The 11,611-nt window shown below is 70.6% G+C and carries 13 protein-coding genes; 7 read left to right on the top strand and 6 right to left on the bottom strand.

Translation table 11 applies throughout. The features are described from left to right. Positions 1–53: 53 nt before the first annotated feature. Complete coding sequence (locus ABT085_RS36740; protein ID WP_351618296.1) at positions 54–947, bottom strand: glycoside hydrolase family 19 protein; 894 nt, start codon at positions 945–947, stop codon at positions 54–56. Positions 948–1,404: 457 nt separating this feature from the next. Here ABT085_RS36740 and ABT085_RS36735 point away from each other — a divergent pair, with 457 nt between their 5' ends. Beyond that, positions 1,405–2,760: a beta-1,3-glucanase family protein gene (locus tag ABT085_RS36735; protein WP_351618293.1), complete on the top strand. Its 1,356-nt coding sequence runs from the start codon at positions 1,405–1,407 to the stop codon at positions 2,758–2,760. 45 nt (positions 2,761–2,805) lie between these two features. Here the strand turns inward: ABT085_RS36735 and ABT085_RS36730 are convergent, their stop codons facing one another. Further along, a complete protein-coding gene (locus ABT085_RS36730; protein WP_351618290.1) occupies positions 2,806–4,419 on the bottom strand; it encodes an FAD-binding oxidoreductase in 1,614 nt (537 codons plus the stop codon). Positions 4,420–4,484: 65 nt separating this feature from the next. On the opposite strand from ABT085_RS36730, the gene ABT085_RS36725 reads away from it, so the two are divergent. Next, complete coding sequence (locus ABT085_RS36725; RefSeq protein WP_351618287.1) at positions 4,485–5,177, top strand: TetR/AcrR family transcriptional regulator; 693 nt, start codon at positions 4,485–4,487, stop codon at positions 5,175–5,177. A 103-nt stretch (positions 5,178–5,280) separates the two neighbouring features. Then, complete coding sequence (locus tag ABT085_RS36720) at positions 5,281–6,174, top strand: NAD-dependent protein deacetylase (RefSeq protein WP_351618285.1); 894 nt, start codon at positions 5,281–5,283, stop codon at positions 6,172–6,174. A 22-nt stretch (positions 6,175–6,196) separates the two neighbouring features. Here ABT085_RS36720 and ABT085_RS36715 read toward each other — a convergent pair whose 3' ends face one another. Further along, positions 6,197–6,640, bottom strand: a complete 444-nt coding sequence (locus ABT085_RS36715) for a hypothetical protein (RefSeq protein ID WP_351618282.1) — start codon at positions 6,638–6,640, stop codon at positions 6,197–6,199. A gap of 280 nt (positions 6,641–6,920) precedes the next feature. Here ABT085_RS36715 and ABT085_RS36710 point away from each other — a divergent pair, with 280 nt between their 5' ends. Both ABT085_RS36710 and ABT085_RS36705 read left to right on the top strand, forming a co-directional pair. Continuing rightward, positions 6,921–7,370 (top strand): hypothetical protein, encoded by a 450-nt coding sequence (locus ABT085_RS36710; RefSeq protein WP_351618280.1) that lies wholly within the window; start codon positions 6,921–6,923, stop codon positions 7,368–7,370. Between the two features lie 123 nt (positions 7,371–7,493). Continuing rightward, the gene (locus tag ABT085_RS36705) at positions 7,494–7,712 is read left to right on the top strand and encodes a hypothetical protein (protein ID WP_351618277.1); all 219 of its coding nucleotides are present in this window, start codon (positions 7,494–7,496) and stop codon (positions 7,710–7,712) included. Between the two features lie 97 nt (positions 7,713–7,809). Here the strand turns inward: ABT085_RS36705 and ABT085_RS36700 are convergent, their stop codons facing one another. Further along, the gene (locus tag ABT085_RS36700; RefSeq protein ID WP_351618270.1) at positions 7,810–8,319 is read right to left on the bottom strand and encodes an RICIN domain-containing protein; all 510 of its coding nucleotides are present in this window, start codon (positions 8,317–8,319) and stop codon (positions 7,810–7,812) included. Between the two features lie 335 nt (positions 8,320–8,654). Between ABT085_RS36700 and ABT085_RS36695 the strand changes: the two genes are divergently transcribed. Further along, positions 8,655–9,035 (top strand): VOC family protein, encoded by a 381-nt coding sequence (locus tag ABT085_RS36695; RefSeq protein WP_351618268.1) that lies wholly within the window; start codon positions 8,655–8,657, stop codon positions 9,033–9,035. Positions 9,036–9,094: 59 nt separating this feature from the next. Then, positions 9,095–9,817, top strand: coding sequence for a VOC family protein (locus ABT085_RS36690; RefSeq protein WP_351618265.1), 723 nt, complete (start codon positions 9,095–9,097; stop codon positions 9,815–9,817). 34 nt (positions 9,818–9,851) lie between these two features. Here the strand turns inward: ABT085_RS36690 and ABT085_RS36685 are convergent, their stop codons facing one another. Then, positions 9,852–10,538 carry a response regulator gene (locus ABT085_RS36685; protein WP_351618262.1) on the bottom strand — a complete coding sequence of 229 codons (687 nt, stop codon included), beginning with the start codon at positions 10,536–10,538 and terminating at the stop codon, positions 9,852–9,854. Further along, the coding region (locus ABT085_RS36680; RefSeq protein WP_351618259.1) for a sensor histidine kinase at positions 10,535–11,611 on the bottom strand (1,077 nt) is incomplete at its 5' end. The genes ABT085_RS36685 and ABT085_RS36680, both read right to left, overlap by 4 nt.

The following is an 11,611-nucleotide window of genomic DNA, read 5'->3' as shown; positions in this document are numbered from 1 at the left end:
GCCGTGGGAGGCCTGTCCGGGAGCGGCGCCGGGCCGTGGTGGCGTCGGGCCGTTCAGCAGGAGAGGTTGGCTCCGGGGGTGACACCGAGGATCGAGGTGAAGCGCTGGTAGGCGTCCACCCGGCTCTGCACCTGCGCGGGGTTGCGGCCGTCGCACTCCAGCGAGCCGTTGATGCTGCGGATGGTCTGCCCGAAGCCCGCGCTGTTGACCATCGCGTTGTGCGGGGTCATGGTGCCGGGACCGGACTGGGTGTTCCAGTACCAGAGGCCGGTCTTCCAGGCGACCGCCGAGTCGGTCTGGACGAGGTTGGGGTTGCCGAGCAGGTCGATGCCGAGCGCGTCGCCCGCGGCCTTGTAGTTGAAGTTCCAGCTGAGCTGGATCGGACCGCGTCCGTAGTAGGCCGACTGACCGGCCGGGCAGCCGTAGGGCTGGCTCCAGTCGCAGTAGTGCGAGTAGTTGGCGGTGTTCTGCTCCACCACGTAGACCAGGCCGCCGGTCTCGTGGTTGACGTTGGCGAGGAACGCGGCGGCTTCCTGCTTCCTGACCGTGTCGCTGCCGGTGTTGGCAAACGCGGGGAACGAACTCAGGGCGGCCTTGAGGCCGTTGTAGGTGTAGAAGGAGTTCCGGTTCGGGAACATCTGGCTGAACTGCGCCTCGCTCACGACGAATCCGTCGGAGGGGTTCGTCGTGCCGCCGCCGTCGCAGGTGTAGGGGTCCCAGAACCAGGTGCTGATCGTGGGGTCGTAGCCCGGGTTGTCGTGCTCGGCGATGTAGGCCTTGCCGTCGGTGTACCGGACGATGTTGCCGGTGACGTACGACCTGCCGGCCACCCAGTCCGGGTAGCTCGCGCAGGAGGCGGCGGAGGCGCTCGCGGCCGGCAGCAGCGTCGGCGCGGAGGCACCGATCAGGATCGCGGTCAGGAGCGTAGCGGCGCGGCGGTGTGACACAGGATCAGTCCTTTGCGGAACAAGGCCGCACCGGAGGCAGGGCAGAGCCGTGCGCGTACGCCGGCAGAGGGCCGACGTCGCAGGGTCCGGGCGGCTGTGGTGGGGGGTGCCGGGCCACACTCAACCGCTTTGGTCTGTACCAGTCAAGGGTGTAGACCAGTCAGGGCCTCCACGGTGGCGGGAAATTGACCCAGTCGGACCGAAGTTGGCCAAGTCAAGTCTTGAACGCGCCTGCACACAACGGTGGTTGGAGCCGTCGGAGTCCGAAGGCGCTGGGCCTCCGGACCCGGCACAGGCGACGGCATTCGGCCCTCCGCTCCGCCCGGCACCAGAACTTCCCTTGCTCGGGCTTCAGTTGTTGACGTCCGGAACATGCGGGGATACAACCCGAGAGAGCGCTCTCCGTCTGCTGTTGCTCCGCCCCCACACACGCCGACCCGGCATGAGGAGAATTCGCATGCAGTCCTTGACCAGCGCCCTCCCGCACAGACCGCCGGACCTGACCGCGCGGGCCCGTACCGCTCTCGCTCTGGTGGCCGCCCTGCTCGCCGCCTGCGTCGCCGTCCTGACCCCGTCACCCGCGCACGCCGCCGACCAGTTGCTCTCCCAGGGAAGGCCCGCCACGGCCTCCTCGGTCGAGAACGGCTCCTTCCCGGCGGGGGCCGCGGTGGACGGCAACACCGGCACCCGGTGGTCCTCGGCCTTCTCCGACCCGCAATGGCTGCGGGTCGATCTCGGGTCCGTCCAGCAGCTCACCCGCGTCACTCTGAACTGGGAGGCCGCCTACGCCACGGCCTTCCAGATCCAGACCTCCGCCGACGCGAGCACCTGGGCCACCGCGTACTCCACGACGACCGGCACCGGCGGCACCCAGAACATCACTGTCACCGGCAGCGCCAGATACGTACGCGTCCTCGGGACGACGCGAGCGACCCCCTACGGCTACTCCCTGTGGGAGTTCCAGGTGTACGGGCCCGGCAGCACCACCCCGCCGGACACCTTCTGGGGAAGCACCGCCGACATTCCCGCCGCGCACAACGCCGTCGAGGTGAAGGTCCTCAACCGCACCAACGGCAAGTACCCCGACAGCCAGGTGTACTGGAGCTTCAACGGACAGGTCCACTCCATCGCGGAGCAGCCCTACCTCGACATGCCGGCCAACTCCGCGGGCCGTATGTACTTCTACCTCGGGTCGCCCAACGGTCCGTACTACGACTTCATCGAGTTCACCGTCGGCAACGACGTCTTCAACGGCAACACCACCCGGGTCGACGCCTTCGGCCTCAAACTGGCCATGCGCCTGCACTCCAAGGACGGCTACGACGTCGAGGTCGGTGAGAACCGGCAGACCTTCGCCGAGGACCGCGCGGCCACCTTCCAGCGGTTCACGGCCGCCGTCCCCACCCCGTTCAAGGTGCTCGCCCAGACCCAGTCCCCGTACCGGATCATCGCACCCGGCAGCGACCCGAGCTTCCGGGCCGGCGGCGCCAACGCCAACTACTTCACCTCCTACGCCCAGTCCGTGGGCGTGAACGCCGCCACCTCCGACATCTTCGGCTGCGCGGCGGCGCTGGCCGGCAACCCGAACATGTGCGCCGCCCTCAACCGCCATGTGGCGACCCTGCCCGCCTCCCAGCAGGGGGATCCCGCCCAGTACTACAAGGCGGCGCCCGCCAACTACTACGCGAAGTTCTGGCACGACAACGCCATCAACAACCTCGCCTACGGTTTCCCCTACGACGACGTGGCGGGCCAGTCCTCCTTCATCTCCCACGGCAGCCCGCAGTGGCTGCTGGTCGCCGTCGGCTGGTAGCCGGATCCACAGACCGCGGTGCCGTGCCGGCCCGGCACCGCCGGGTCAGCGAAGGGGATCGACAAGAACGCCGGGATTGAGGATCCCGGACGGGTCCAGCACGGCCTTGCCCGCCCGCAGGGCGGCGGCGAAGAGGTCGGGACGCTGCCGGTCGTACCAGGGCCGGTGGTCCCGGCCCACCGCGTGGTGGTGGGTGATGGTGGCGCCGTGCGCGATCAGCGCCTCGGAGACCGCGAGCTTGATCTCGTCCCACTGCTCCACGGTCCTGCCCCACCGGCCTGCGGCGTAGATCCCGAAGTACGGGGCGGGGCCGTCAGGGTAGACGTGCGTGAACCGGCAGGTCACCACACCCGTGGCGCCCACCTGGCGCATGGCGTCCTGAGCCGCGGTCTCCACCGCCGCGCGGAGACCGGCGAACCGGTCCCAGGTGCAGGCCGTCTCGAAGGTCTCCACGATCATGCCCTGGGCCGCGAGGGCGTCGCGCTGATACGGCATCCGCAGGAAGGAGGAGCGCCAGGTGTCTGCGGCCGAGGTCCGCGCGGCCGCGTCCTCGGTGTCGGTGTCGGTGTGACGCGGCGGCTCCGGCAGCGTGCCTCCGTGGTCGCGGCAGATTTCCAGGGCGCGCTGCATCCAGGTGGCGACGGGGTGGTCGGCGGACTCGAAGCCGAGCACCAGGACCGCGCTCGGGCTGCCCGCGTTGATCAGCGCCTCCATGGGGTCCAGCAGCCGGCAGTTGGCCGGATCGAGCCCGGACTGCGACAGAGCCCGTACGGCCCGGACGCCCGCCTCGTAGTCCCCGAACGCCACCGAGGCCCCCGCCCGCCAGCGCGGCCGGTCCTGGAGCCGTACCCAGGCCTGGGTGATGACACCGAGTGCCCCCTCCGAGCCGAGGAAAAGGCGGTCGGGCGAGGGGCCGGCCCCCGAACCCGGGAGACGGCGGCTCTCGACCACACCGGCGGGCGTGACCACCCGCAGCGACTCGGTCAGGTCGTCGATATGCGTGAGGCGGGTGGCGAAGTGGCCACCGGCCCGGGTCGCCAGCCAGCCGCCGAGACTGGAGAACTCGAAGGACTGCGGGAAGAACCGCAGGGTGTACCCGTGGGGCCTGAGCTGCTCCTCCAGGTGCGGGCCGAGGACCCCGGCCTGCACGAGCGCGGCCCGGCTCGTGCCGTCGACCTCCAGGACCCGGTCCAGCAGGCCCAGGTCCAGACTCACCACCCCCGCGTACTCCTCCCCCGTACGGGCCTCGACGCCTCCCACCACGGAGGATCCGCCGCCGAACGGGACGACCGCGACACCGGCACCGTCGCACCACTCCAGCGTGCTCACCACCTCGGCCTCCGAAGTGGGGCGCATGACGAGGTCCGGCACATGGGGCAGCCTGCCGAGCAGCGCGCGGACGACATCGCGGAACGCCTGGCCGTGACTGTGCGCCAGCCGGTCGCAGGTGTCGTGGGACGCGAGCCGTGCCAGCGCGGGCGGGGCCGTCACCCGGCTCGGAGCCAGGTCGAACGACCCGACCGGCGGAGGCTCGTGGACGGTCAGGTCCGCGTCCGGCAGCAGCGCAGCGGTGCGCCGGGTGAGTTCCGCCCGCTCCGCGCCGGTCACCGCGTCCTCGACGTTTCCCCAGCCCCACCACGATCGCGTCTTGCCGCTCATCGCCCCTCCAGCTATCTGAACGTCGGGTAACTTACCGGGCGGTCACTTTGGCATAGGGTGGAGGCATGAGCAAGCAGGGGAACGCCACGCAGGGCGTGGGCACCAAGGGGATGCCCCGCAAGGACCGGGAGCGGCTGATCCTGGAGGCGGCCGCCGAGGAGTTCGGCGCGAAGGGGTACGCGCGCGGGTCGACCGCGACCGTGGCGGCGCGGGCCGGCATCACGAAACCCATGATCTACGAGTACTTCGGGTCCAAGGACGGCCTCTACCTGACCTGCCTCGAACGCGCGGGCACCCGGCTCGTCGAGGCCGTCGCCCGCGCCCAGCAGGGTCCGTCCGGCATCGCGCGCGCCGTGTGCACCCTGGAAGCCGTCTTCCGTGCGCTCGAATCGCGTCTGCACGACTGGGAACTCGTCTACGACGCGACACTTCCGGCGGAGGGCCCGCTGCACGCCGCCGCGGCCGTGTACCGCAAGGAACTCAACCGGATGGGCGCCGTGGGCGTGGCCGAGTTCCTGCGCACCGCGCCGGCCGTCGAACCCCTGGACGCCGACCTCGTCACCCACCTCTGGTACGGGACCGTGAGCGGCGCCGTCGCCTGGTGGCGGCACCACCCCGAGCAGACGGCCGACGAGATGGCGGCGCGGTGCCGGCGCATCGTCGCGGCGCTCTGCCCTGACCCGCGGGAGGCACCCGGCACCACCGGAGCATCACCTGATGCGGCCGGCGACCGGGGACCGGCGGCGCGCCCGCACTGAGGCACCGCCGGGACGACGGCCTGCCAGAGTCGACCAGGGACCGCCGGAGACGGCCGTCCGGAGACCGCCGGATACGGCCGCGTCGATGCGTAAGCTGGAAGCCATGCGGACGCGACCCACTCTGGCCTGGGAGCCCACCGGCGGTCTGCCTCCGGCCTCGGCCGACCTGAGCGGTGTCGTCGAGGCCGTGCGGGCGGGCGGGATCGTGGTGCTGAGCGGGGCGGGGCTGTCCACCGACTCCGGCATCCCCGACTACCGCGGGGAGCACGGCTCGCTGCGCCGGCACACTCCGATGACGTACCAGGAGTTCATCGGCGGCGAGCCCGCGCGACGACGCTACTGGGCGCGCAGCCAGCTGGGTTGGCGGGCCATGACGAGGGCCCGCCCGAACGCCGGCCATCGAGCCGTCACCGCGCTCGGCGAGGCAGGCCTGGTCACCGGCGTGATCACCCAGAACGTCGACGGACTCCAGCAGTCGGCCGGGGCGGCGGGCGTCATCGAGCTGCACGGAAGCCTGAGCCGCGTGGTCTGTCTGGACTGCGGTGACCTCAGCACCCGTTCGGAACTGGACCGTCGGCTGCGGGAGGCGAATCCGCGCTTCGAGGAGGCCGCCGAGGAGCACCGTGCCGCGCGCGTCAATCCGGACGGCGACGTGGAGCTGCCGGAGGAGGCGGTCCGCGCGTTCCAGGTGGTGGCGTGTGCGGCCTGCGGCACCGGGGTGCTCAAGCCGGATGTCGTCTTCTTCGGCGAGAACGTGCCGCCCGAGCGGGTCGAGGCATGCGGGCGTCTCGTCGCCCAGGCCGCCACCCTGCTGGTGCTCGGCTCCTCCCTGACGGTCATGTCCGGGCTGCGTTTCGTGCGTCAGGCCGACCGGTCCGGCATCCCTGTCCTCGTCATCAACCAGGGCCCGACCAGGGGAGACCGATGGGCCGCCGAGCGCGTCGACCTCCCGCTGGGACAGGCACTCCCCGCCCTCGTGGCGCGGACCTGTCCGTGAACTCCGGCGGCCCCGGAGGGGGTCAGCGCGTTACCGGCAGGGCTTCGGCGAACACGTGGCCGTCGGCGCGGGTCTGTACCGGGAAGTCGACCTTGAGCGTGCCCTCCTGGCCCTGGACGGTCAGGTGCGTGACCACCTTCAGGCCGAGGAAGGTCTTCCTGGCCGCGGTCGCGGTGACGTACAGGCGGGCCATGTTCATCAGCAGCTTGCCCGGCTTGCCGCCACGGTTGGCGTCGAAGAACAGGATGCGCTGGTTCGTCAGGACGACGTAGACCGCACGCGGGCGGACCGTCGCCATCACCATCCCCAGGGTGAGCACCCCGACCACGATCGCGGTGAGGGCCTGCCTGCGCACCGAGACCGTGCCGACGGAGGCCAGGCTGGTGAGTTCGATCTGCTCGTCCTGGAGCAGCAAGGGGGCCGAGGCCTCCCGCAGTTGTCTGGTGCGACGGGCGTTCATGGCCATGGACGGAAGCTCCTGGTGACAGGCGGGGGTGGATGGGGACGGCGGGAGTGGTGAGTGGTGGCGCCGACTGTCCCGTGGCCGCCTCCGGCCTCCGCGTGCTGCCCCTCTCTCCTCTCCCGTCATCCGTCCGAGGAGTGTTCCAAGCCAGGTGCCAAGCCGAGTGATCGTTCTTCACAAAGGGAACTCAAGTTCGAGACATGAATGAGCCAAGATCATTCATCGAAGGGTCAAGCCGACGCCCGCCGGGCTCGGGGCGCGGGGCAAGGTAGTGTCTGCCGACATGCGCCGCACCCTTGGCATACCGCTGCTGGCAGTGGCCCTGACCGGATGCTCGCAGCTCGGCGGGGAGACGCCATGCACCATGGCGGACGCGGAGTCGCGGGTCTCGGCCGTATGGCGGCCCGCCGACTTCGGCGGCCAGGACGCGGCGACGATCACGCTGTGCGTGGACGGCACGTGCAAGGAGCGGACCTCGGGCGGTCCCGACGACCCGTTCGCCTCGTTGTCCGTCCGGCTCTCCGACAACGTCGGCGCGTCCACCCTGCCAGTGCGGCTCATGGTGATGTCCACGAAGACCGGTGACACGGTCGTCGAGGACATCACCCGGGCCAGACTGACGGAGTGGCACCCCAACGGTCCCGCGTGCACGCCCGCCGTCCGGACGGCGACCTTCCGCGCCCACCCCCGCAAGGGCCTCATCTCGCCCGAGGGCATGAGACTCCAGGGCTGAGTCCCCTCGGCCCAGGAGGGCAACACGCTTCGGCTCCAAGCCGGTTGAAGGCGCACCGCGAGGAGCACCGACCGGCGGACGAGTGAAAGAATGCCGGCAGTGCAGAACGTCGGGAGGAAGCCCGTGACAGAGAACGTCATACGTCCGAGCGATGTGAATCCCTCGGCGCAGATGGCCGAGTTCCAGTTCTGGAAGTGCCGTCAGTGCGGGGCGGAGCCGCTCGGTCTGATCGTGGACGAGCGTGGGCGGTACCACTACCGGCACGACGACCCCGACAACCTTGCCCCACACACGGATGTCGTACCTCTCGGGTACGTCGACGGGATACTGACACGGTTCTGAACGAGGCGGTACGGCCCGGCTGCGCGCCCGAAGCGGAAGAGCCCCCGCTCCCCGCAGGAGTGAGGGCCTCCCGTGCGCCGCAGAGCGGCCGGATCCGTCAGCTGCTGTGCGCGCCCCACCACCTCCACCGCTCGGGCTCGATGCCGCTCTGGCTCCTGGTGGGGGTGGTGTAGACGGCGGCACCGTTGTCCGAGGTGCGCAGGTACACCCTGCCGTCGATGTCGCAGGTGAGATAGTCGCCGTCATTGCTCCACCACTGGCCGGCGGCGTTACCGCAGCCGCTCATCCAGACGGCGTTGGTTGCGGTCTTGGCGTCCGTGGTGAGACACAAACCGTTGCTCGCGCTCACCAACTGCCGCCACACGATCCCGCCGAGGGTGTAGGAATCCGAACCCCAGTACCAGTTCCGGGTGGGGAGCTGGTCGTTGCAGGTGTCCGACCAGACCTTGTCGCTCACGGTCGACGCGACCAGGCACTCACCTTCCCAGTCGTTCCGGTACGACCAGTAGGCCACCGCCGACGCGTTGGACATGGAGCCCGCGATGGTGAGCATGAGGGTGGCGAACGCCATGGGCAGGGCGAGTCTCACGGTCCTCAGAGATTTCATGACCGCGAGAATCCGGGACAGGGGGAGTGATCAAGTGACTCATGCATGAACATGACATGTCACCCCGGCCACATCTTCGCCATGGACACGTCATCAGCCCATGTGCACATGCCTCACGAGAACACGTGGAATCCCGACCGACGGCTGTGCCGCGCGGCTGCACAGCCGTCGACGCCGACCGACTTGCCCCGACGCCCGGACAAGGGCGGCGGCCCCGAAATCACTTCGCCCGTGTTCGGCTCCTTCGCTAGGCTCGCGAGGTTGCCAGCACTGCTGGAACCGGAGGGTTGACGTGTGCCCTCCGGCAGACCTCGGGCCGAGAGCGGGTTTCGTCCATGGCATGTCGTATCAGCGAACTCGTACTCGGCTGCCGCGAACCCGAGGTGCTGGCGCGGTTCTGGTGCGAGGTCCTGGACTTCGTCGTGCTCGGTCGCGAGGACGACGGCACGTTGGAGATCGGACCGCGCGAAGGATTCGGCGGTCCGCAGCCGACGATCATCCTCAGCCGCAGGGACGAGCCGGAGCCGGGGAAGTCCCGGCTGCACATCGACGTCAACGCCACCGACCGCGACCAGGACGCCGAGCTCGAACGCCTTCTGGGACTCGGTGCGCGCCGGGCCGACATCGGTCAGACGGGGCAGGAGTCGTGGCATGTCCTGGCCGACCCCGAAGGCAATGAGTTCTGCCTGCTCAAGGCCCGCATCAACCCGCTCTGACACCGTCGGTGCCGGATCGGCCGTCAATCGACCGTCAGTGGATCGGAGATGTACGAGGTATGACGAGTCAACTGTTCGCGATCTGCTTCAACGCGACCCGTCCGTCGGACCTGGCGCGGTTCTGGTCCGGTGTCCTCGGCTGGCAGCCGGCCGACGGGCCGGACGACGGCATCGCGATACTGCCGCCCGGCCCGGTCGGGTACCGCATCCGGTTCCTGCCGAGCCAGGAACCGAGGACCGGCCGGAACCGGGCGCACTTCGACCTCACCAGCGCCACCCCGGAGGATCAGCGGCAGACGGTGGCCAGGGCCCTGGAACTCGGCGCCGAGCACCTCGACGTGGGCCAGCTCCCGGAAGAGGAACACGTGGTGCTCGCCGATCCGGACGGCAACGAGTTCTGCGTCATCGAGGCGGGCAACAAGTTCCTCGCCGACACCGGCGTCATCGGAGCGCTGTCCTGCGACGGTACGCAGGAGGTCGGCTACTTCTGGAGCAAGGCGCTGCGGTGGCCGCTGGTCTGGGACCAGGACCAGGAGACCGCGATCCAGTCGCCGGACGGCGGTACGAAGATCACCTGGGGTGGTCCGCCGGTGGCACCCAAGACCGGCACGAACAGGCTGTACCTGGAACTGGCACTCCCCGCCGACGCCGATCCGGAGGCCGAGCTCGGCCGTCTGGTCTCGCTCGGCGCGAGGCGTACGTCCACCGGCGAGGACCACGGCGGCCGGGTCCTGCTGCTCGACCCCGACGGCAACGAGTTCTCCGTACGCACGCACCGGTGACGGGTCCGGCCCCCGCGGTGGCCCTGGCCGGTCGTCAGCCGCTGCCGGGCGGGCCCTGCGGGGAGATCAGACCGCTCTCGTAGGCGAGTACGACGGCCTGTACGCGGTCCCGCAGATCGAGCTTCGACAGGATGCGGCCGACATGCGTCTTGACCGTGGTCGGGCTGAGGAAGAGGCGCTCCGCGAGTTCGGCGTTGCTGAGGCCGGTCGCCAGCAGCCGGAGCACCTCCAGCTCGCGCGGGGTCAGCCCGGACAGATCACGGTGGAGGCCGGTCCGCGGGGACTCCTCGCGGTGCGCGAAGCGCTCGATCAGCCTGCGGGTGATCGTGGGCGCGAGCAGCGCGTCCCCGGAGCGCACCAGGCGCACGGCCGCCACGAGGTGCTCGGGGGTGACGTCCTTGAGCAGGAAGCCGCTCGCTCCGGCGGTGAGCGCCGCGTACACGTAGTGGTCGAGGTCGTACGTCGTGAGGATGATGACCCGGGTGCCGTCGGTGCCGCCTCCGAGGATGCGCCGGGTGGCCTCGATGCCGTCCATCCGCGGCATCCGGATGTCCATGAGGACGACGTCGGGCCGGGTGCGCCGGACGGCGTCGACCGCCTCGGTCCCGTCCGCCGCCTCGGCGACGACCTCGATGCCGTCGGCGGCGAGGATCATCCCGAAACCGGTGCGCACCAGGGCCTGGTCGTCCGCGATGACCGCGCGCAGGGCGGGCCCGCTCACAGCACCTCCCACGGAATGCAGGCCGCGACCCGGTAGCCGCCGGCCGGCGTCGGTGCGGCCGTGAGCTCGCCGCCGTAGAGCGCGAGCCGCTCGCGCAGCCCGATCAGACCGCGGCCGTTGCCGCCCACCGGCGGCGAGCCCCGGACCGCTCCCGTGTCGGTGACCTCGATCTCCAGCCAGGAGCCGGCGAAGCCGATGGTCACCGTCGCGCCGGCGCCCGCCGCGTGCTTGATCGTGTTGGTGAGCGCCTCCTGGACGACGCGGTACGCCGTGAGCTCCACCCCGGGCGGCAGCGGCCCGGGCGGCAGCGACACCGTCAGGTCCACGGGTGTCCCGGCGGCCCGCACCCTCTCGGCGAGGGCGTCGAGCTGACCGAGGCCGGGCTGCGGCTCCAGGCCGTCGGCGGGTGTGTCGGAGCCCGCCGCCGGGCCCGCGAGCAGGCCCATCACATGGCGGAGTTCGGCCATGGCGGCGCGGCCGCCCGCCTCCACCGCCAGCAGCGCCTCCTTGGACCGCTCGGGAGCCGCGTCCATCACCTTTCGCGCCGCTCCCGCCTGAATGACCATCACGCTCACATTGTGGGTGACGACGTCGTGGAGTTCGGCGGCTATCCGGGCGCGTTCCTCCTCGACGGCCCTGCGCATGGCCTTCTCCTGGGCCTGCTGGAGGTCCGTGAACCGTTTCCGGCTGGCATCCAGCCGCAGCCGCCCGAGGCGCACGAGGCTGGCCAGCACCCCGACGACCAGGAGCACCACGGCGGGGCTGGACCAGCCGGGGAGAATGGGATCCGTGTCCCGGAACGCGACACCCGCCAGCACGGCGGCGGCGATCAGCGCGGCCAGGGCCCGGGTCCGGTAGCGGCTGTGCGCGACGGCCGTGTACGCCGCGATGCTGCAGGTCAGCACGTTGATCCAGGAGACGGCGTCGCCCAGGGCCAGCGCGGCGGCGGCGATCACACCGAACGCGAGCAGCGGAAACCTGCGCCTGGCCACGAGCGGCAGCGCCGACAGTCCCGCAGACGTGCGGCGTTGTCCGCGACGGCAGGGGCCACGTCCGCTGACAGCGTGCCGCCC

Source organism: Streptomyces sp. NPDC002265, assembly GCF_040296125.1.
Classification (GTDB): Bacteria; Actinomycetota; Actinomycetes; order Streptomycetales; family Streptomycetaceae; genus Streptomyces.
This window is presented reverse-complemented; position numbering and strand designations above follow the sequence as displayed.

Coding starts and splice junctions, on each gene's coding strand:
- ABT085_RS36730 (WP_351618290.1), bottom strand. CDS start 4,419: ATGAGCGGCAAGACGCGATCGTGGTGGGGCTGGGGAAACGTCGAGGAC.
- ABT085_RS36690 (WP_351618265.1), top strand. CDS start 9,095: ATGACGAGTCAACTGTTCGCGATCTGCTTCAACGCGACCCGTCCGTCG.
- ABT085_RS36735 (WP_351618293.1), top strand. CDS start 1,405: ATGCAGTCCTTGACCAGCGCCCTCCCGCACAGACCGCCGGACCTGACC.
- ABT085_RS36710 (WP_351618280.1), top strand. CDS start 6,921: ATGCGCCGCACCCTTGGCATACCGCTGCTGGCAGTGGCCCTGACCGGA.
- ABT085_RS36695 (WP_351618268.1), top strand. CDS start 8,655: ATGGCATGTCGTATCAGCGAACTCGTACTCGGCTGCCGCGAACCCGAG.
- ABT085_RS36725 (WP_351618287.1), top strand. CDS start 4,485: ATGAGCAAGCAGGGGAACGCCACGCAGGGCGTGGGCACCAAGGGGATG.
- ABT085_RS36715 (WP_351618282.1), bottom strand. CDS start 6,640: ATGGCCATGAACGCCCGTCGCACCAGACAACTGCGGGAGGCCTCGGCC.
- ABT085_RS36700 (WP_351618270.1), bottom strand. CDS start 8,319: ATGAAATCTCTGAGGACCGTGAGACTCGCCCTGCCCATGGCGTTCGCC.
- ABT085_RS36720 (WP_351618285.1), top strand. CDS start 5,281: ATGCGGACGCGACCCACTCTGGCCTGGGAGCCCACCGGCGGTCTGCCT.